This window comes from Stenotrophomonas sp. YJH_SMC_4 (assembly GCF_059371575.1).
Window position 1 is genome coordinate 222,926 of sequence record NZ_JCAFUR010000006.1, and the last position, 20,096, is coordinate 243,021.

A 20,096-nucleotide genomic window follows, 5' to 3' on the forward strand; every position below is an offset into this window, starting at 1 on the left:
CTCCATCAACGGCCCCTAGCCTTGTCGGCCTCGCCGACTGCGTTCCCGCCGTGTCCCTCCCGTTTCCTGACCTGCCTCCCATCGATGTCCGCCGCGCCTACCTCGCCTGGTGCGCGCCTTCGTCGTGGCTGCTTGCACTGGTAATGGCGTCGACCAGCGCCTGGATGCTTACCAGCGCGAACCCGGCGCCGCCCCTGCTGGCGGGCGCCGGTGCCGCCGCGCTGGTGTGCTTCCGCAGCGAGGGCCCCGCCCATTCGGCGCGCACGGGCACCCTGGCATCGCTGGTGCTGATCGGCTTCGCGGCCTGGTCCGCCTCCAGCGCTGGCCTGAGTCTCATGCCTGCAGGGATAGCGGCGGTCCTGGTGGCTGCGTTGCTTGCCCGGCGCCTGTGGGCCCTGGTCCGCATGGCCCGCCGCTTGCAGGACCGGGTGGACGCAACGGGCATGCAATCACGGTGGAGCAAGCTGCCTGCGGCCGTATCGGCCCTGCTCGCACAGCACCTGCGCGGGACCGCAACGCTGGCGCCCGCCCTGCAGCACACGCTGGTGCTGGCCACCCTCGCCTGGGCCGCCCACGAAGAAGCACAGACCCTGGAACGGCCACGATGACACCGCCGCCGGCACTCCCCATCTCGCACTTGAAACTGCAGCGTTCAATGAAGACCGATGCACGCACGCACCAGGCGCCCCTGGTGCTGATTGCCGAGGATGAAGGCGAAATTGCTGACATTCTCGGCGCCTACCTGGCCCGCTCCGGGTTGCGCAGCGCCCGCGCCGCCGATGGCGAAGCCGCCCTCGCCAGCCACCGCCAGCTGCGCCCCGACCTGGTGCTGCTGGACGTGCAGATGCCGAAGTTGGATGGCTGGCAGGTCCTGAGTGAGCTGCGCCGGCGCGGCAACACCCCGGTGATCATGCTCACCGCACTGGACCAGGACGTGGACAAGCTCACCGGCCTGCGCGTCGGCGCCGACGACTATGTGGCCAAGCCCTTCAATCCGGCCGAGATCGTCGCCCGCATCCAGGCGGTGCTGCGCCGTAGCGCGAAGCCCATGGCAGAAGAACCCAACGGGCTGATCCGGCAGGGCCCGTTCGAGATCGACCTGCGCAGCCATGAGGTCACCGTGCGCACCGATGACCATGTGCACGCTTTGAATTTCACACTCACCGAGTTCCGTTTGCTGGTGCACATGGCGCGCGCTCCGCGCATGGTGCACAGCCGGCTGGATCTTCTCCAGAGCTGCCTGCCGGAAGGCGATGCGCAGGAGCGCACCGTGGACAGCCACGTCAGCAAGCTGCGCCGCAAGCTGGAGGACGTCGGCGTCATCGGCATTCCCGCCACCATCCGCGGTGTCGGCTACCGCTTCCTGGACTGAACCGATGAACCCCAAAGGCAAGAGCATCGGGCGCCAGATCACGCTGTCCATCACGGTCGCGTCGCTGTGCTCGACCGTACTGTCGATCAGTGGTTTCTACCTGTTCTATTACCTGATGGAGGTGTTCTATCCCCGCTGGTATGACGAGCCGGAAACCATCATGCCGTCAGGGCTGGAGTGGCTGTGGATCGGCCTGACCGCCACCGTGGTGGTGGCACTGGCCACGTTGATCGCCTCGCGCCTGACCCGGCGCATCATCACCCCCCTGAACTCGGTGGCCGAAAGCCTGCGTCGCGTCGCCAGCGGTGATCTTGAGGCGCGTGCGCGCGGCGGCGACACCTCGATGGCCGAGGCCGCCACACTGGTCAGCGACTTCAACTCCATGGCCGAGCGGCTCAGCCGGATGTCCGAGAACCGCGTGTTCTGGAATGCAGCGATCGCACACGAACTGCGCACGCCGATGACCATCCTGCGCGGCCGCCTGCAGGGCATCGCTGAAGGCGTGTTCGAGCCCGGGCCGGAGCAGTTCAACAGCATGCTCACCCAGCTGGAGGGCCTGACCCGCATCATCGAAGACCTGCGCGTGGTCAGCCTTGCCGAAAGCGGTCACCTGGATCTGCGCCTGCAGCGCAGCGATGTCAGCGTGCAGGTGGCGGCGGTGGTCGAAGCGATGTCCGAGGCGCTGACCGAGAGTGGATTCTCGGTGACATTGGACGCGCGGCCTTCGCTGGCCGACTGCGATCCGGCACGCATCCGCCAGGCGGTGCTGGCGCTGCTGGAGAATGCACGACGCCATGCCATCCCCTGCCCCCTCCGGGTTCGCGTCACGCTGGCCGAAGGCCATTGCACCGTGACCGTTGAGGATGGTGGTCCCGGTGTGCCGGACGACCTTCGCGACAGCATTTTCGAAGCCTTCCAGCGCACCGATGTCTCGCGCTCGCGGCAGAGTGGTGGTTCCGGGCTTGGCCTGGCGGTGGTGCGCGCGATTGCCGTGGCCCATCACGGAACGGCGCGATGCAGGGCGACCGAACGCGGTGGTAGCGCGTTCGAGATCCGCTGGCCGGTGCACGCGCGTCGTTGAGGGCCATCGCTGCCCTGGAAAGCCCGAAATGCCGGAACTGCCTGGGTGGCGTCGACTGTCAGTCGACTTGCGCGCGCAAGCGCGGGTTCTTCCAGCAGTTCGCAAAGAGCAGTCGACCAACAGTCGACTCTACCCCCGACCCACCCAGGCATTCCATGAAACACCTCCATGATCCAGCGGCCGCCGCCGGCAGCATCGGCCAGCAGAATGCGGCCGCCACCCTGAAGGCCATCCTGCGCACCTACCCCTGGCAGCTCACCGGCACGTTCTCGCTGGTCACACTGGAGAACGCACTGCTGCTGGCCTATCCGCTGTTCGCCGGCTTCGCGGTAGACGCGATCATCAGCGGCAACATCGGCCATGCCATCTCCTACGCCGGCGTGGTGCTGCTGTTCTGGTTGGTCGGTGCCGCCCGCCGCGCGGTCGATACCCGGACGTTCACCCGCATCTATGCCGATCTGGCAGTGAGCGTGGTGCAGGCGCAGCGCCGCCTGGGCCAGGCGACCTCCACTTCGGCGGCCCGCGTCGTTCTGGCCCGCGAGTTCGTCGACTTCTTTGAGAAGCACGTGCCGATCATCGCCACCGCGCTGGCATCGATGTTAGGTGCGGTGGCCATGCTGCTGGCGATCGAGCCGATGGTCGGTGCCGCTGGCCTGGTCACCCTGCTCGGCGCCCTGCTGGTGCTGCCCTCGTTCGCACGCCGCAACGAGCAGCTGCACGGCCGACTGAACAACCGCCTGGAACAGGAGATCCGACTGGTGGACCGGGTCAGTCCCTCGGTGCTGCGCCGTCACTACACCACGCTGTCGCGCCTGCGCATCCTGCTGTCCGACCGCGAAGCCGGCGCCTATGTGGTGATCGGCCTGGCTGCCGCGGCATTGTTCGCACTGACCATCGGCCGCCTTGCCACCACCCATGGCGTAACCCCCGGTCACGTCTATGCGGTGATGACCTATCTGTGGACCTTCGCCGGCAGCCTGGACGATGCACCGTCGATGGTGGATCAGCTCGCGCGGCTGAAGGACATCGGCCGGCGAGTCAGCCCCGGCATGGACGATGCGGACCACAAGGACGCCGCTTGACCGGTAGATGCCCACCTTGGTGGGCACCGGCGGGAGCCCGCGCCAACCAAGGTTGGCGGCTACCGGGCGCGATGGGTACCCATGCGCCGCTCGGCGCTACAGGAACTCCGCCATGCGCTGCAGCTCGTCGTCCAGCGCGCCACGAAATACCTTGTCGCGGGCCAGCGACTTGCCGGCATAGCCCACGTTCGACACCAACTCACCTTCGCGCATGCTCAGGTTGGCCCAGCCCACCACCTGGTCGTGCCACAACACCGGCAGTGCGTAGTAGCCATACTGGCGCTTCGGTGCAGGCGTGTACGCCTCGAACTTGTACACCCAATCCCACAGCAACTCGAAACGGCGGCGGTCCCACACCACCGGATCGAACGGCGCCAGCAGGCGCACCTGTTCGTCCGGCGCATGGCGGCGCGAGCGCGGATTTTCGTCCGCCGGCCAGTACCAGGTGGTGCCCTCCAACGTGCAGCTGGCCAGCTGCTGCTTGGCCAGTGCCAATGCCTTGCGGGTCTGCTCGGCCAGGTGCGGAGCGCCATGGCCCAGCAGGCGCACCAGATAGGTCAGGCTGGCCGAAGGCAGCGGTGCGTACTTGCGCACCACCAGATCGATCAGGGCGGCAGCACGTTCGATCTGCGCCTGTTCGCTGGAATCGGGCTCGGCATGATCGGCCACCGCGTAGATGCGCGTACCGCTATCGCGCCGTTGCACGCGCAGCAGGCCGCGGTAGTGCATGCCGTCCAGCAGATGGGTACTGGCATTGCTGGTGCCGCCCCAGTAGTTGGTCACCCGCCCATGCGCGAACGCCTGGTCAACCTCGCGCGGGTGCACGCTGCCACGCTCGCGCACGAAGGCCAGCACGTCGGCCGCACGGCGATGGGTCTCGGCGTCCCACTCGCGTTTGGAGACACGCGGGTGCATCAGTGCCAGATGCTCGCGCGGCAGGAAGCCGTAGTTCACCAGACAATCCTCTTCCACCGGCAGACGCGTGTAGCGGCGCTCCAGGTCACCGGCCCGGTAGTCCTTCACCCGGTGGCGCAGGGTCAGGTCCTGCGCGCGAGCGGGTGCCCGGATCGGGTCGGCCTGCACGAAGCCCAGCCGCCGGATCGCGGTCAGCAGCGTGGTCGGCTTGAACAGGGTGCGCGCCACCGCGTAGCGGCGAAGATCATCGAGAGTGGGCGTGGCAGGCATAGCCGCATTGTATTCTCGACACTACGCGATCCGTCCAGTAGAGCCAGGCCATGCCTGGCTGGCGTCATGGTGAACGGCCACGATCATCCACTCATGGCGTGGATCTACCGAAGCCGCGATACCTCCAGCGAACCGATCACCAACGCCCGCATGCCCTGCTTGAACTCGGTGATCACCTGCCCCTCCTCGTCGTCCGCAATCGCGTAGATCGTGTCGGCGCCGGCGATGCAGTAGAACGCGATCGTGGCCAGCAGCCAGCGCGCCTTGTCCACCGGCAGGCCGAACACCTCGGCCACGTGCGCCTGGTGCGATGCGATCTTTTCCAGCATCGGCGCGGTCGCCACCGTGCGCCGCAGCAGGTAGGGCGGTAGCCCGGGATGCGCCTTCACCACTTCGCACAGTGACTGCACGAACCCCATCAGGTAGGCCTCCAGCCCACCCGGTGCGTCGACCGACGCGCGAGGAATCTGCCAGCGCTGGAACACCGCCTCCGCCACCAGGCGCTTCAACGCCTCCAGGTTGGCTACGCGCTTGTACAGCGCTGCCTGGGTCACCGCCAGTTCGGCGGCCACGTTGGCCATGGTCAGGTTGGGCAGGCCCAGACGGATGCCGATGTCGGCCAGGCGCTCCGGGGTGATGGTGGGCGGGCGGCCACGGCTCGGCGCCGTTGGATCGGGGTGCGTGCTCATACGGTGCCTGCTCTTACGGTGCGCGTCCATACCCTGCTGAGGGTGCCAGTAAAGGGACCCTCTTGTCCGCTTCGATTGATTTAGTTTAACTTACCCAACTAATTCGGAAGGCGTCCAGCACGCTGCCCGTAGTCGAGCCCATGGCTCACTTCCCGCCAGGTCCCCACCCAGCCAACAACCCGGCGCTGCGCCCTACCCCCGTGCTTGCCGTCGGCAGCGCGCCAGGCGCGCTCGCGCCTGCGATTCACAGGACTCTGGCATGACCGTTTACAACTTCACTTCTGCGCAGCTTCGCGCTGCGGCCGCATCCTCCGGCCTGATGCATCCGCCGGGCATGCCCCTGCGTTATCGGGTGTCCGCCTTGGCGTTAGGGCTGCTGGCCTCGTTTGCCGCCCTGGCCGACACTGCACCGTCCACCCTGCCCTCGGTGCAGGTGCAGGAACAGCGCCGGGTCACTGCAGACTATGCGGGCGGGCAAGTGGCTGCCGGCAGCCGCGTCGGCCTGCTCGGTGACAAGGACTTCATGGACACGCCGTTCAGTACGGTCAGCTACACCGAGTCCTTCATCCGTGATCGCCAGGCCAAGGACCTGACCGACGTCATCGCCGCCACCGACCCCACGGTGTTCAGCAATGGCGTCACCGGTGCCTGGAGTGAGAACTACGCGATCCGCGGCTTCGCCTCCAACACCAGCGACACCACGTTCAATGGCCTCAGCGGCATGGCGCCCTACTACCGCACCTCGCCGGAAATGTTCGAGCGCATCGAGGTGCTGAAGGGACCGTCTGCGCTGCTCAACGGCATGCCGCCGGGCGGCTCGGTCGGTGGCAGCGTCAACCTGGTGCCCAAGCGCGCAAGCGAGCAACCGCTGCTGCGGGTCAGTGCCAACTTCGCCTCCGACGCGCAGTTCGGCACCCACGTGGATATGGGCCGTCGTCTGGGCGCCGACAAGCAGTTCGGCATCCGCTTCAACGGTGCCTACCGTGATGGTGACGGCGTAGTCGGCAAGCAGAGCAAGAAGGTACAGCTCGGTTCGCTGGCACTGGACTGGCGCGGCGAACGTGCGCGGGTGTCGGCGGATCTGTACAGCGCCGACGATCGCGTGGACGGCCCGGCACGTGGCGTCGGCCTCGCACCGGGCGTGGCCATTCCGCGGCCACCGCGTGGCGATACGCTGATCAACCCGGACTGGGCCTACGTGGACAGCCAGGACAAGGGCGCGATGCTGCGCGGCGAGCTGGATATCAACGATAGCCTGATGGCCTACCTCGCCTACGGCACCAGCAAGACCGACTACCGCTACAACGGTTCGATCAGCGCGCAGATCCTCAATCCGGCTGGCGACTTCACCACGGTGATCGGCCAGCTCGCCTTCGACATCAAGAAGCAGTCCGGAGATGCCGGCCTGCGCGGTTCCTTCCACACCGGCAGCGTCGGCCACCAGTGGGCCGCCAATGTGACCCATTACCAGCACACCCAGAACGACTACGGCCGGCGCAGCGTGCCCGGCTGGGACTGGACCACCAATCTGTACAACCCGGTGTGGGGCCCGGCCGCGCCGTTCATGGCACCGCACATCTCGCATACCGAGCTGACGCTGGACAGCCTCGGCTTCGCCAACACCCTGTCCTTCTCCGATGACCGCGTGCAGTTGACGCTGGGTGTGCGTCGCCAGCAGGTGGTCAGCGAGACCTTCAGCGTCGCTACCAGTGCGCGCACCTCGCGCTACGACAAGAGCGCGACCACCCCTGCGGCTGCATTGCTGGTGAAGGCCACCGACACGCTCTCCCTCTACACCAACTACGTCGAAGGCCTCAGCCAGGGTGCTACCGCGCCGATGACCGCAGCCAACGCCGGCGATGTGTTCGCACCGTTCCGCACCAAGCAGAAGGAGCTGGGCCTGAAGCTGGACCTGGGCAGCTTCGCGCACACCTTCAGCGTGTACGAGATCAAGCGACCGAGCAGCTACACCGATCCGATCACGAACATCTTCTCGCTTGGTAGCGAACAACGTAACCGCGGGGTGGAATGGGGCTTCTTCGGCGCACCGATGGACGGCGTGCGCCTGCTCGGTGGCGTGGCCTATGTGCAGCCGAAGCTGACCCGCACGGCCGGCGGCGTGAATGAAGGACGCATAGCCACCGCCGTGGCGCAGCGGCAGGCCAAGCTGGGCATGGAATGGGATGTGCCGACCTTGCAGGGCCTCACCTTGACCGGCAATGCCACGGCGATGTCGAAGCAGTACATCAGTGCCGACAATAGTCTGTCGGTGCCGGGGCGTACGTTGTTCGATGTCGGGGCGCGCTACAGCACCACCGTGGCGGGTCGACCGCTTGCGCTGCGCGCCAGCGTGAACAACGTGACCAACAAGGCGTACTGGGGCATGCCGTTGCTTTCAAGCCTGGCGCTGGGTGCACCGAGGACGGTGTTGCTCTCTGCGACGATGGACTTCTGAGCCGGGCGACAAACTGTCAACGGGATCCACGCATGGCGTGGATCTGCCGGAAACTGTAGAGCCAGGCCATGCCTGGCTGGGTTCCATGGTGATCCGCCAAACGCATCCACGCCTGGCGTGGATCTACCGACACAAGGCACGACCACGCACGCACTGATCACGAAAGCACGCGCGCCACCACCGCCAGCACCGCCAGATGCCCCACGTAGTACCCATAGAACACCCAGCGCCAGCGCGGCAGTCGCCACGGCACCCGCGTCGCCAGCACGACCACCGGAACAGCCAGCAGTGCCCAGCCGTTGTGGTTGACCCCGCACACCGCTGCAAGCCCAACCAGCAACAGCCACCACGCCCGATGCCGGAACGCGATCCAGGCCAGCAGCACAGCGCCAACACCGGCCCACTGGTAGTCCACGAACATCGGCAGCACGCCGGCAGCCAGCAACAGCAGCACAGGCCGATTGTTCGCAAACGCATGCACGGCCACCACTGCCAAGGTGAAGGTGAGCAGGATGTTGAGCGGCAGCCAGGAACCGAACGCCAGTGCGTGCAATGGCTGCGCAATCAGCCCCCATAGCGCCAGCCGGCGGATCGATTTGCGCAGGTCGGCGCCCGGCTGGGCCAGGTTGCAGGCCATCACCAGCGCGAACAGCGGGAAGGCGATACGCCCCAGTTCGCTGACCACCGGCACGTAGCCCCCGAAGACCACCTTGGCCACGTGGTCGCCGGTCATGGCCAGCAGCGCGATCCACTTCAGCAGCTCGCGCGCGCCGCTGCCGAGGGTGAGGTTGAACGTGGACGTCCCGGTGGTGGTCGCTTGCATCGCGGAAGCTTATGCGCATCGGCCAGCGCATTTCCAGCGCCGCGCAGGAGCCCGCTGCTGCAAGCCGCCGGTGGCGGCGCTATGCTGGCCGCCCCTGCTTGTGAGACACCCGTCATGCGCACCCTGTACCCGGCCATCGATCCCTACCGCGAATTCACCCTGCCGGTGAGCGATCTGCACACGCTGCATATCGAAGAGTGCGGCACGCCGGAGGGCATTCCGGTGGTGTACCTGCACGGTGGCCCGGGCGCCGGTATCTCGCCGACCCATCGGCGCTTCTTCGACCCGGCGCGCTACCGCATCGTGTTGATCGACCAGCGCGGCAGCGGCCGCTCCACGCCGTTCGGCGAGCTGCGCGACAACACCACGCAGGACCTGGTGGCGGACATCGAAAAGGTGCGTGAGCACCTGGGCATCGAGCGCTGGCTGGTCTATGGCGGCTCGTGGGGCTCCACGCTGTCGCTGGCCTACGCGCAGGCACATCCCGAACGCGCCACCGGCCTGATCGTGCGTGGCGTGTTCCTCGGCCGTGAGATCGAGAACCGCTGGTTCGCCGAGGCCGATGGCGGTGCGCGCTGGATCTTCCCGGAGCGCTGGGACCGCTACGAGGCTTATATCCCGGAAGCCGAGCGTGGCGACATGATCGCGGCCTACTGGACGCGCATGGATGGCCCGGATGAAGCGACCCGCATCGAAGCCGCACAGGCCTGGCTGGGCTGGGAAGACAATGCGGCCACTCTGCAGCACGATGTGGATGCGCAATCCACCGATGATCCGCTGGACACGCTGGCAAAGGCCCGCATCGAAGCGCACTACTTCCGCAACGGCATCTTTCTGGAACCCGACCAGCTGCTGCGCAACATCGATCGCATCCGCCACCTGCCCGGCGTGATCGTGCAGGGGCGCTACGACATCATCTGTCCGCCGCGCAGCGCGTGGGACCTGGCCAAGGCGTGGCCGGAAGCGCGCCTGGAGATGGTGACCTCCGGCCACAGCGCCAACGAGCCGGCCACGGTCGATGCGCTCGTGCGCGCCACGGATGCGTTTGCCGACCGGTTCGGCAACGGCACCTGATCCGCAGCGTCAACACGCCACCGTGAACCCCACCGTGGTCAGCCCGTCGCGGCTGGCCACGAACACATCGCCACCATGCAGCACGGCGATGGCCTTGACGATCGACAGGCCCAGGCCGTGGTGGCGTTCGCCCCGGTACTCGCGGGCCTGGTCAACCCGGTAGAAACGCTCGAACAACAGCGGCAGGTGCCCGGCGGCGATGCCATCGCCTTCGTTCAACACCGCAATGCGCGCGCCCTTGCCTTCGGCCTGCAGCTGCACCCGCACCTCGGTGCCGGGCCGCGCATGCTGCACGGCGTTGTGCAGCAGGTTGGTCAGGGCACGCCGGAACAGCGATGGATCGATGCTGGCGGTCGCATCACCTTCGATGCGCAGGGTCAGCCCGGCTTCCTCGAACAGGAACTCCAGGAAGTCCCCGGCGGCGGCCACTTCGCCGGCCAGCGCCACCGGCCGGGTTTCCATCGCGATGTCGCCCTGCCCGGCCCGCGACAGGAACAGCATGTCGTTGACGATGGCGCGCAGCCGCTCCAGCTCTTCCAGGTTGGACTGCATCACGTCCTGCAGCTGCGCGTTGTCGCGCGGCCGTGACAGGGCCACCTGGGTCTGCCCCATCAGGTTGGCCAGCGGCGTGCGCAGCTCATGCGCCACGTCTGCGTTGAACGCATCCAGCCGCGTGTAGGCGGCCTCGAGGCGATCCAATGCACCATTGAAGGCATGCGTCAGGTGCCCCAGCTCTGCCGGCAGCGCCTGTGTGCCGAGCCGCTGTGACAACCGCTGTGGACTGAGCGAGCGCGCCTCGTCCGAAAGCGCGCGCAACGGTGCCAGTCCCAGGCGCGCAATCCAGTAGCCGAGGCCGGCCACCAGCAGCACGCCCAGCCCACCGGCAACCCACAGCGCCACGGCGAAGCGCTGCAAGGCATGCGTGTACGGTTCGGAGTCGATACCGATCCACAGGTCCACCGCCGGCCGCACGCCCTTGCCGGGCACGCGCTCATAGAGCGTACGCAGCGGATGCTGGCCCTCGCGCTGCAACGTGCCCATGCCGCTGTCGTTGCCATTCGGTGGCTGCACCTGTGGGCGTTCACCACCGATGCGGAAGGTGGGGTCGTCACTCCAGGCCCAGACCAGCGTGTCGCGGTCGCCGGAAATCAGGTTGCCGACCTTGTCGCGCACCTTGCTCCAGCGCTCGCGGGTATCGCACATCGCCACACTGCCGCTGACCGCGTGCAGCTTGGTCTGCAGCTCGGCGTGCTGGTAACGCACCACCTGCCGTTCCAGCACGCCATACACGCCGATGCCCAGCAGGGCGAATACCAGCAGCGCGGCCAGCGCGAACATCGCCGACAGGCGCTGGGCGATCGACCACCTCATCGACCGTCACCCTCGTCATCGCGCACTTCCAGCACGTAGCCCATGCCGCGCACCGTATGCAGCAGCTTGCTGGGGTACGGGCCGTCAAGCTTGCTGCGCAGGCGCTTGATCGCCACTTCCACTACGTTGGTGTTGCTGTCGAAATTGATGTCCCAGACCTGCGCGGCGATCACTGTCTTGGACAGGATCTGCCCGCGCCGCTGCGCAAGCAGGGCCAGCAGCGCGAATTCCTTGCCGGTCAGGTCCAGTCGCGTACCGTCACGATAGGCGCGGCGCGCCAGCAGGTTGACCTGCAGGTCGCCCACCTGAAGTTCGGTCGGCTCCTGCTGGCGACCGCGCCGGACCAGCGCCTGCAGGCGCGCCAGCAGCTCGATGAACGAGAACGGCTTGACCAGGTAGTCATCGGCACCCTGCCCCAGTCCGTGCACGCGGTCATCCACGCGGTCGCGCGCGGTCAGCATGATCACCGGGGTCTGCTTGCTGCGGCGCAGTTCGCGCAGCACGTTGAAGCCGTCCATGCCGGGCAGCATCACGTCCAGCACGATCACGTCGTAGTCGAACTCGCGGGCAAGGTGCAGGCCGGTCACGCCGTCGGCGGCCAGGTCGACCGCCCAGCCCTGCTCGCCCAGGCCGGTGCGCAGATAGTGTGCGGTCTTGCTCTCATCCTCGACGATCAGCAGTTTCATCCGGGCTCCGTCAGCGCGGCACCGGCGGCCGCCCTGCGTTCGCGTCGGCGCTGCAGGAACAGCCGGTCCAGGGCCAGGTAGATCACCGGGGTACTGTACAGGGTCAGCAACTGGCTGATCAGCAGGCCACCCACCACCGCCACACCCAGCGGCTGGCGCAGCTCCGAGCCGGTGCCGAAGCCGATCATCAGCGGAATGGCACCCAGCAGCGCCGCCAACGTAGTCATCATGATCGGGCGGAAGCGGGTCAGGCAGGCCTCGTGGATGGCCTGCAGCGGGGTCAACCCGCGGTTGCGCTGGGCATCCAGCGCGAAGTCGACCATCAGGATGCCGTTCTTCTTGACGATACCGATCAGCAGCACGATGCCGATCAACGCCATGATCGAGAAATCCAGCCCCCACAGCCACAGCATCAGCACGGCACCGATACCGGCCGACGGCAGCGTGGACAGGATGGTGAGCGGGTGCACGAAGCTCTCGTACAGCACGCCGAGGATGATGTAGACGGCCAGCAGCGCGGCCAGAATGAGCAATGGCTGGCTGGCCAGCGATTCCTGGAACGCCTGTGCGGTGCCCTGGAAGCGCCCGTTGATGCTGTCGGGCATGCCGATATGCGCCTGTGCCTGCTCGACCAGGGTAACCGCCTCACCCAGCGAAACGCCCGGCGCCAGGTTGAACGACAGGTTCACCGCCGGCAGCATGCCGTTGTGGCTGATCGACAGCGGCCCGTTGCCCGGCGGCTGCACCTGGGCCACCGCCGACAGCGGCACCATCTGCCCGGTCAGCGGCGAACGCAGGTGGAAGTAGGACAGCGCATCGACCTGGCCAAGCAGGCCGGGCGCGATCTCCAGGATCACCCGGTACTGGTTGGTCTCGGTCTGGAACTCGTTGATCTGGCGCTGGCCGAACGCATCGTAGAGCACCTGGTCGATATCGTTGGCGGTCAAGCCGAAGCGCGCCGCAGCGGTGCGATCGATCTGCAACCGGGTAACGCTGGCGCCGACCTGCTGGTCGTTGGACACGTCGCGCAGCTGCGGCAGCCCGCGCAGGCGTTCGGTCAGCTGCTCGGCCCAGCGTGACAGCTCCCTGCTGTCCTGGCCGCGCAGTGCGTACTGGTACTGCGTACGCGCCGGCCCCGCGCCCAGGTTGATGTCCTGCGCGGCCCGCATGTACACGGTGATGCCCGGCACGCTGGCCATCTTCGCGCGCAGCCGGTCGATGAAGCCGTGCACATCCACGTCGCGGTCGCCACGGTCCTTCAGGATGAACCAGAAGCGGCCATTGGACAGGGTCTGGCTGCCACCGGTGGCGCCCACCGCATGGTTGTAGGCCTGCAACGCAGGATCCTCGGCGGCGATCTTCGCCAGCTGCTGGTGCTTGGCCACCATCTCCTCGAAACCGATGTCCTGTGCCGCTTCGGTGGTGGCGAACACGAAGGCCGTGTCCTGCAGCGGGAAGAAGCCCTTCGGGACCACCACGTACGAGGCCACCGCTACCGCCACCGTCGCACCGAACCCGACCAGCATCAGCCGCTGGTGGCCCAGCGCCCACTGCAGGCTGCGGTCGTAGCCGGCCAGCAGGCGCCCGGCCAGCGTGTCCTGGCCGTCGCGATGGGCCGGCATGCGCTTCATCAGGTGCGCAGCCATCATCGGCGCCAGCGTCAGCGAGGCCACGATGGAGATCAGGATCGCGACCGTGATGGTCATCGCGAACTCCGCGAACAGGCGCCCGACCACGCCGCCCATGAACAGCAACGGGATGAACGCCGCGATCAGCGACAGGCTGATCGACACCACGGTGAAGCCGATTTCCTCGGCACCCTTCAGTGCCGCTTCCACGGGCCCCAAACCGGCCTCGCGATGGCGGTGGATGTTCTCCACCACCACGATGGCGTCGTCCACCACGAAGCCGACCGCCACCACCTGCGCGACCAGGGTGAGGTTGTTGAGACTGAAGCCGGCCACATACATCGCCGCGAACGTGGCGACCAGCGCAACGACCAGCACCGCACCGACGATGAGCGTGGCCGAGAGCTGGCGCAGGAACAGCCCCATCACCAGCACCACCAGCACGATGGTCAGCACCAGGGTGACCTCCACCTCGTGCAGCGACGCGCGGATGGTGCGCGTGCGGTCGTTGAGCACTTCCACATCGACGCTGGCCGGCAGGTTGGCGCGCAGCTCCGGCAAGGCCGCCAGCACCGCATCGGTGGTGCGAACGATGTTCGCGCCCGGCTGCCGGCTGATGATCAGGCCCACGCCCGGTTGCCCGTTCGGCCACGCCTGCACATAGGCGTTCTCGGCACCGTCGACCACTTGCGCGATATCGCCCAGCGTGACCGGTGAACCCTGCCGGTAGGCGACCACCAGCTGACGGTAGTCCTGGGCATCGAACAGCTGGTCGTTGGCCTCGAAGGTGGACGTGCGCTGTTCGCCCATCAGCGCGCCCTTGGCCTGGTTGAGGCTGGCGTTCTGGGCCACGCCGCGCAGGTCGGACAGGGTCATGCCCATCGCTGCCAGCCGCTCCGGCTGGGCCTGGATGCGGATGGCCGGGCGCTGCTGGCCGACGATATTGACCTCGGACACGCCACTGATCTGGCTGATCGAACGCGCCAGGCGGCTCTCGGCCAGGTCGCTCAGCTCGGTCATCGACATCTGTGCCGAGACCACGCTGAGCACCAGGATCGGGCTGTCGGCCGGGTTGACCTTGCGCCAGGTCGGCAGGTTCGGCAGGTCGCTGGGCAGGCGCCCGGCCGCCGCATTGATTGCCGCCTGTACTTCCTGTGCGGCGGTATCGATGTTCTTTTCCAGATCGAACTGCAGCGTGATCGAGGTGCTGCCGAGCGCGCTGGTGGAGGTCATCTCGATGATGCCGGGCACGCCGGTCAGCTGCGTTTCCAGTGGCGTAGCCACCGCCGACGCCATGGTCTCGGCGCTGGCGCCGGGCAGGCTGGCATTGACGCGGATGGTCGGGAATTCCGCTTCAGGCAGAGGTGCCACCGGCAACCGTGGCAACGCAGCCACGCCGAGCAGTATCACCGCCAGCGTCAGCAGCGTGGTGGCCACCGGATGCCGGACGAACCAGCTGGACAGCGAAACGCGGGTGCTCATGGTGCGGCCCCGGCCCTGGCAACCGGTGCGCCGGCTTCAGTGACGACCACACCCGGGCGCAGGCGCGACTGGCCATCGCGCACGATCACATCACCCACCCGCAGCTCGCCCTGTATGGCCACCTGCCCGTCCTCGGCTTCACCCACGGTGACCGGTAGCACCTCGACGCTCCCATCTCCCACTACGCGGTAGACGAAGCTGCCCTCGACACCGCGCTGGATTGCGGCAGCGTCCACCACCAGTGCGTCCGTGGTCTGGCCGATGCGTACCCGCACGCTGACCAGCTGCCCGGGCCACAGCCGGTCGTCGGCATTGGCGAAGCGGGCACGCAACCGCACCGTGCCGGAGGTCTCGTCGATCTGATTGTCGATCACCTGAAGCGTGCCTTCGGCGAGGCGCTGGCCACCATCGCGGTCCAGCGCCTGCACCGCCACGTCGCCGGCAGCCAGTGCCTGCCGCAGCTGCGGCAACGCGTCCTGCGGCAGCGCGAACACCACCGAGATCGGGTCGGTCTGCTGCACCGTCACCAGTCCCTGCGTATCGGTGGCACGCACCAGGTTGCCGGGGTCCACCTGGCGCAGGCCGATGCGGCCATCCATCGGCGCCAGGATACGGGTGTACGACAGCTGCACCTGTGCGGCATCCACCGCCGACTGGTTGCCACGCCCGGTGGCCTGCAACTGCTGTACCGTGGCCGCCTGCTGCTCCAGCATCTGCCGCGAAACCAGCTGGTCGGTAGACAGGTGCTGCAGCCGCGCCAGGTCCGAGCGCGCGGCATCCAGCGTGGCACGGTCGCGAACCACCGCAGCCTGTGCGCCACCCAGGTCGGCACGGATCGCGCGATCATCGATACGGGCCAGCAACTGGCCCTTGCGCACCTTCTGGCCCTCCTCGAACAGCACCTCGGTCAGAACGCCATCGACCTGCGGCCGCAGCACGGTGCTCTGCAGCGACTGCACCGTGCCTACGCCGCTGCGCCAATGGGCCACGTCGCGCTGCTCGACACGGCCGGTCACCACCGGTACCGGCGGCGGCGCATTGGCCGGTTGCGCGTCGCTGCGCGACACACCCTGGAACAGCATCACCAGCGACAACACCACCAGCAGCAACACGCCCAGGACAAGGTGGCGGCGACGCATTCGTGCGGACAGGAAGGGAATTCGCATCACAGGGATCCATACCGGTGCCGGCGCGGGGGCTGCGCGGGCCTGATGCCATCCTCCCGGCTGGCCTCCGGCGCCTTGCTGTCGCCTGCCTGACAATTTCGTCAGGTGCGGCCGGTACACGCATGGGGCGTGCGGGTGAACGTTGGCCCACCGCTATCTGGCGACCGGGTTGGTTCTTCGCAGCTCGCTTACAGATCCGGGCCGAATATCCGGCCGTGGCCATCCACAACCGTGGCCCGCGTCCCCACTTCTGGAGCCTGTCATGACCGGTATTCGCTACGTTCCTGCTGTCCTTGTCATTACCATCGGCCTGCTGCTGGGCGCGTGTTCCAAGACCCAGGAAGCAAGCAAGGCCACCGCCGCCGAGGACGTCACCGAAGTGAAGCTGATACCGCCGTATGAGTCGCTGGACAAGGACAAGGACGGCATCGTCACGCTGGCAGAGGTGGATGCCGTTGCGCCGGACTGGGCGGAACGGCTGCACGCCTGCGATACCGACCGTGACAAGATGCTGACCCGTGGCGAGTACGACGTATGCAAGCAGACCAGCGCTTCGCATTGATCCATCGCTGAACCCTCGATTGGCGCTACGGGTACCCGGCTATACCAAGGTATAGCCGGGCTAACCCACGGGCCTCTAGGCCTGTCCCATTCAGGGGCGGACAATAGCGCCGTTGGCCAGGGCAACCCTGGCTGGCCCCCTCCCCTCATGGAGACGCAGATGGACCCCGACCCTGCCGGGCGCACCGCGCCCCCGATGCCCGCAATCCGCCTGTTCCTGGCGCCTGCCCGCCGGTCCCTGCCTGCCTGAGTGACGGGGGACCGCCAGGCGCCGCTTGCCTGGAGATCGCCCCCATGTCCTACAAGATCCTCTACATCACCCTGCGCCGCCTGATCGGCGAGCGCGATGTTGCCGGCCTGCGCAGCCAACTGTTGCAACACGGCCCCGTGATGTTCGCCCGTTCGCTGTCGCTCGGTTCGCCGCGCGTGGTGGCCGATGCGCTGTCGCTGCTGCCGATCAGCGAGCGCATCACCGTGCTGCGTCATCTGCCCTATCCCCTGCGCGATGCGATGAAGCCGCTGTGCATCGGCGGCAGCCAGCGCCTGCACATGCAGCCGTGGTCGCCGGCGGTGCTGGCGATGCGCCACGCCTGACCTGTTCCAACCGTTCCGTTCGTGTTCCGGCCGCGGCCGGCTCTGACATTCGAGGAGAGTCCCATGAGCCTGCTCAACGCCTGGTTCAATGCCTTCCTGCGCAGCCGTCGCGCAGGCAACCTGTTCCGCCGCCGTGCGATGCCCGAAGCCGGATTCGGCCCGGGCAGCGCCGAAGCAGCGCCGTTCGCGCTCACCACCGGCCTGGTCACCCTCGCCCAGCAGGAGGAAGCCGAGCTGCTGGCCACGCTGGATTCGCATGCCGATGGCCTCAGCCCGCATGAAGCCGAGGAGCGGCTGGCCACGCTCGGCCCCAACGAGGTGGATCACGAAAAGCCGCTGCCGTGGTGGCGGCACCTGTGGCAGTGCTACCGCAATCCGTTCAATCTGCTGCTGACCGTGCTGGCGGCAGTGTCCTGGCTGACCGAGGACATCAAGGCCACCGTGGTGATCGGTGCGATGGTGCTGCTGTCCACGCTGATCCGCTTCGTGCAGGAGGGGCGTTCGAACCGTGCCGCCGAACGACTGAAGGCACTGGTCGGTAATACCGCACGCGTGCTGCGCCGCAATCCGGGTACCGAAGCCGCCGATGTGGCTGACCAGTACTTCGGTGCGCACCTGCACAGCCGCCGTCCGGCGCGCCTGCTGGACCTGCCGATCCGTGAGCTGGTGCCCGGCGACCACATCGTGCTGTCGGCAGGCGACATGATTCCGGCCGATTGCCGCGTGCTGACCGCCAAGGACCTGTTCGTCGCCCAGGCCGCGATGACCGGCGAATCGCTGCCGGTAGAGAAGTTCGCGCACCCGGGCGACGGCCTGGCCGGCCTGCTGGAACAGCACAACCTGCTGTTCATGGGCACCAATGTGGTGTCCGGAACGGCCACCGCCGTGGTGCTGGCCACCGGCAACCGCACCTACTTCGGCACGTTGGCCCAGCGCAGCACCGCCACCGACCGTGCGCCGACCGCATTCCAGGCCGGCGTCAACAGTGTCAGCTGGCTGCTGATCCGCTTCGCGCTGGTGATGGTGCCGTTCGTGCTGCTGATCAACGGCTGGACCAAGGGTGACTGGACCGAGGCGTTCCTGTTCGCGCTGTCGGTGGCGGTGGGCCTGACGCCGGAGATGCTGCCGATGATCGTCACCTCCACCCTGGCCAAGGGTGCGGTGCTGCTGTCGCGGCGCAAGGTGATCGTCAAGCGCCTGGATGCGATCCAGAACTTCGGCGCCATGGAAGTGCTGTGCACCGACAAGACCGGCACGCTCACCCAGGACAGGATCGCGCTGGAGCGCCACACCGATGTGTTCGGCCACGATTCGGAAGACGTACTGAAGTTCGCCTATCTCAACAGCCACTTCCAGACCGGGCTGATCAACCTCCTGGATCGCGCGGTGCTGGAGCACGTGGAGCTGCAGAGTTCGCTGCGGCTGTCGCAGGACTACCACAAGGTGGACGAGATTCCGTTCGACTTCGAGCGCCGCCGCATGTCGGTGGTGGTGTCCGAGCGCGAGGACCACCACGAGCTGATCTGCAAGGGCGCGGTGGAAGAAATGCTGGCGGTGTGCAGTACCGTTCGCGAGAACGGCCAGGACATGCCACTGGACGAGCACCGCTTGGCCCGCGTGCGGCAGACCACCGAGGAACTGAACGAGCAGGGTCTGCGCGTGGTGGCGGTGGCGATGAAGGAGACCGCTGCCAGCCAGACCACCTATTCTCAGGCCGACGAGTGCGACCTGACCCTGGTCGGCTACGTGGCCTTCCTGGACCCGCCCAAGGAATCGGCAGCGCAGGCGCTGCAGGCGCTGGCCGCGCATGGCGTGGAGGTCAAGGTCTTCACCGGTGACAACGAACTGGTGACCGCCCGCGTCTGCGCACAGGTGGGGCTGGACGCCGACACCATACTGACCGGCCCGCAGATCGAGCGCATGGATGACGGTGCACTCTCACGCGCCCTGCACCACCACCGCGTATTCGCCCGGCTGACGCCGCTGCACAAGGAGCGCCTGGTGCGCGAGCTGCGCGCACAGGGCAAGGTGGTCGGCTTCCTCGGCGACGGCATCAACGATGCACCGGCGCTGCGCGCGGCCGACATCGGCATCAGCGTGGACAGTGCGGTGGACATCGCCAAGGAGGCCGCCGACATCATCCTGCTGGAAAAGAACCTGATGGTGCTGGAGGAAGGTGTCATCGAGGGCCGGCGCACGTTCAACAACATGCTGAAGTACATCCGCATGACCGCCAGCTCCAACTTCGGCAATGTGTTCTCGGTGCTGGTGGCCTCGGCCTTCCTGCCGTTCCTGCCGATGCTGCCGCTGCAGCTGCTGGTGCAGAATCTGCTGTACGACATCTCGCAGATCGCCATCCCGTTCGACAACGTTGACGAGGAGCTGGTGCGCAAGCCACTGAAATGGAATCCGGCGGACATCGGCCGCTTCATGGTGTTCTTCGGGCCGATCAGCTCGATCTTCGACCTGAGTTGCTTCGCGCTGATGTGGTACGTGTTCGATGCACGCACGCCAGCCGACCAGGGCCTGTTCCAGTCCGGCTGGTTCGTGGTCGGACTGCTGACCCAGACCCTGATCGTGCACATGATCCGTACGCCGAAGGTGCCGTTCCTGCAGAGCATCGCCGCGCCGCCACTGCTGCTGATGACCGGCCTGATCATGACCATTGGCGTGGCCCTGCCGATGAGCCCGCTGGCCGGCTACTTCAAGCTGCAGGCGCTTCCGGCTGGCTACTGGCCGTTCCTGGTGGCGATCCTGTTCGGTTATGCGGTGCTGACCACCGCGCTGAAGAAGTTCTACATCCGTCGCTACGGCTGGCAGTAAGCGCCCGCCGCCTTGTCCAGGGAG

Annotated in this window: 16 protein-coding genes; 9 read left to right on the forward strand and 7 right to left on the reverse strand. The window is 67.0% G+C overall.

What is annotated here, in order from left to right; genetic code table 11:
* Nucleotides 1-164: 164 nt before the first annotated feature.
* The 4 genes from AC5P9F_RS12170 to AC5P9F_RS12185 all read left to right on the forward strand — a co-directional run bounded on the left by AC5P9F_RS12170 (nucleotide 165) and on the right by AC5P9F_RS12185 (nucleotide 3,535).
* Nucleotides 165-608 carry a hypothetical protein gene (locus tag AC5P9F_RS12170; RefSeq protein ID WP_495216271.1) on the forward strand — a complete coding sequence of 148 codons (444 nt, stop codon included), beginning with the start codon at nucleotides 165-167 and terminating at the stop codon, nucleotides 606-608.
* Between the two features lie 47 nt (nucleotides 609-655).
* Complete coding sequence (locus AC5P9F_RS12175; RefSeq protein ID WP_049450798.1) at nucleotides 656-1,372, forward strand: response regulator; 717 nt, start codon at nucleotides 656-658, stop codon at nucleotides 1,370-1,372.
* Nucleotides 1,373-1,376: 4 nt separating this feature from the next.
* Nucleotides 1,377-2,453, forward strand: a complete 1,077-nt coding sequence (locus tag AC5P9F_RS12180; RefSeq protein ID WP_099474045.1) for an ATP-binding protein — start codon at nucleotides 1,377-1,379, stop codon at nucleotides 2,451-2,453.
* A gap of 155 nt (nucleotides 2,454-2,608) precedes the next feature.
* Nucleotides 2,609-3,535, forward strand: coding sequence for an ABC transporter six-transmembrane domain-containing protein (locus AC5P9F_RS12185; RefSeq protein WP_099474047.1), 927 nt, complete (start codon nucleotides 2,609-2,611; stop codon nucleotides 3,533-3,535).
* Nucleotides 3,536-3,631: 96 nt separating this feature from the next.
* On the opposite strand, the gene AC5P9F_RS12190 is transcribed toward AC5P9F_RS12185, so the two are convergent.
* Nucleotides 3,632-4,720 carry a DNA glycosylase AlkZ-like family protein gene (locus tag AC5P9F_RS12190; RefSeq protein WP_065184020.1) on the reverse strand — a complete coding sequence of 363 codons (1,089 nt, stop codon included), beginning with the start codon at nucleotides 4,718-4,720 and terminating at the stop codon, nucleotides 3,632-3,634.
* Between the two features lie 104 nt (nucleotides 4,721-4,824).
* The gene (locus AC5P9F_RS12195; protein WP_044570285.1) at nucleotides 4,825-5,409 is read right to left on the reverse strand and encodes a TetR/AcrR family transcriptional regulator; all 585 of its coding nucleotides are present in this window, start codon (nucleotides 5,407-5,409) and stop codon (nucleotides 4,825-4,827) included.
* 259 nt (nucleotides 5,410-5,668) lie between these two features.
* Here AC5P9F_RS12195 and AC5P9F_RS12200 point away from each other — a divergent pair, with 259 nt between their 5' ends.
* Entirely contained in the window at nucleotides 5,669-7,864 is a 2,196-nt protein-coding gene (locus AC5P9F_RS12200) for a TonB-dependent receptor (RefSeq protein ID WP_114618353.1), read from the forward strand.
* A 157-nt stretch (nucleotides 7,865-8,021) separates the two neighbouring features.
* Here AC5P9F_RS12200 and AC5P9F_RS12205 read toward each other — a convergent pair whose 3' ends face one another.
* Nucleotides 8,022-8,687: a TraX family protein gene (locus AC5P9F_RS12205; protein ID WP_005409805.1), complete on the reverse strand. Its 666-nt coding sequence runs from the start codon at nucleotides 8,685-8,687 to the stop codon at nucleotides 8,022-8,024.
* A gap of 114 nt (nucleotides 8,688-8,801) precedes the next feature.
* On the opposite strand from AC5P9F_RS12205, the gene pip reads away from it, so the two are divergent.
* Nucleotides 8,802-9,761, forward strand: coding sequence for a prolyl aminopeptidase (gene pip, locus AC5P9F_RS12210; protein WP_111173750.1), 960 nt, complete (start codon nucleotides 8,802-8,804; stop codon nucleotides 9,759-9,761).
* A 9-nt stretch (nucleotides 9,762-9,770) separates the two neighbouring features.
* Here the strand turns inward: pip and AC5P9F_RS12215 are convergent, their stop codons facing one another.
* From AC5P9F_RS12215 to AC5P9F_RS12230, 4 genes are read right to left on the reverse strand one after another with little or no spacing between them, the layout of a single operon-like run.
* Nucleotides 9,771-11,132, reverse strand: a complete 1,362-nt coding sequence (locus tag AC5P9F_RS12215) for a heavy metal sensor histidine kinase (RefSeq protein ID WP_111173749.1) — start codon at nucleotides 11,130-11,132, stop codon at nucleotides 9,771-9,773.
* Entirely contained in the window at nucleotides 11,129-11,818 is a 690-nt protein-coding gene (locus AC5P9F_RS12220; RefSeq protein ID WP_111118274.1) for a heavy metal response regulator transcription factor, read from the reverse strand. Before AC5P9F_RS12220 ends, AC5P9F_RS12215 begins: the two co-directional genes overlap by 4 nt.
* Nucleotides 11,815-14,928 carry a multidrug efflux RND transporter permease subunit gene (locus tag AC5P9F_RS12225; RefSeq protein WP_274849854.1) on the reverse strand — a complete coding sequence of 1,038 codons (3,114 nt, stop codon included), beginning with the start codon at nucleotides 14,926-14,928 and terminating at the stop codon, nucleotides 11,815-11,817. The genes AC5P9F_RS12220 and AC5P9F_RS12225 overlap by 4 nt, the downstream gene beginning before the upstream one ends.
* Nucleotides 14,925-16,094 carry an efflux RND transporter periplasmic adaptor subunit gene (locus tag AC5P9F_RS12230; protein ID WP_111118276.1) on the reverse strand — a complete coding sequence of 390 codons (1,170 nt, stop codon included), beginning with the start codon at nucleotides 16,092-16,094 and terminating at the stop codon, nucleotides 14,925-14,927. The genes AC5P9F_RS12225 and AC5P9F_RS12230 overlap by 4 nt, the downstream gene beginning before the upstream one ends.
* Nucleotides 16,095-16,356: 262 nt before the next feature.
* On the opposite strand from AC5P9F_RS12230, the gene AC5P9F_RS12235 reads away from it, so the two are divergent.
* The 3 genes from AC5P9F_RS12235 (at nucleotide 16,357) to mgtA (ending at nucleotide 20,072) form a co-directional block, all read left to right on the forward strand.
* Nucleotides 16,357-16,656 carry an EF-hand domain-containing protein gene (locus AC5P9F_RS12235; RefSeq protein WP_111118277.1) on the forward strand — a complete coding sequence of 100 codons (300 nt, stop codon included), beginning with the start codon at nucleotides 16,357-16,359 and terminating at the stop codon, nucleotides 16,654-16,656.
* 293 nt (nucleotides 16,657-16,949) lie between these two features.
* Nucleotides 16,950-17,249, forward strand: a complete 300-nt coding sequence (locus AC5P9F_RS12240; RefSeq protein WP_005409807.1) for a hypothetical protein — start codon at nucleotides 16,950-16,952, stop codon at nucleotides 17,247-17,249.
* 63 nt (nucleotides 17,250-17,312) lie between these two features.
* The gene (gene mgtA, locus AC5P9F_RS12245) at nucleotides 17,313-20,072 is read left to right on the forward strand and encodes a magnesium-translocating P-type ATPase (RefSeq protein WP_274849855.1); all 2,760 of its coding nucleotides are present in this window, start codon (nucleotides 17,313-17,315) and stop codon (nucleotides 20,070-20,072) included.
* The last annotated feature ends 24 nt before the right edge of the window (nucleotides 20,073-20,096 follow it).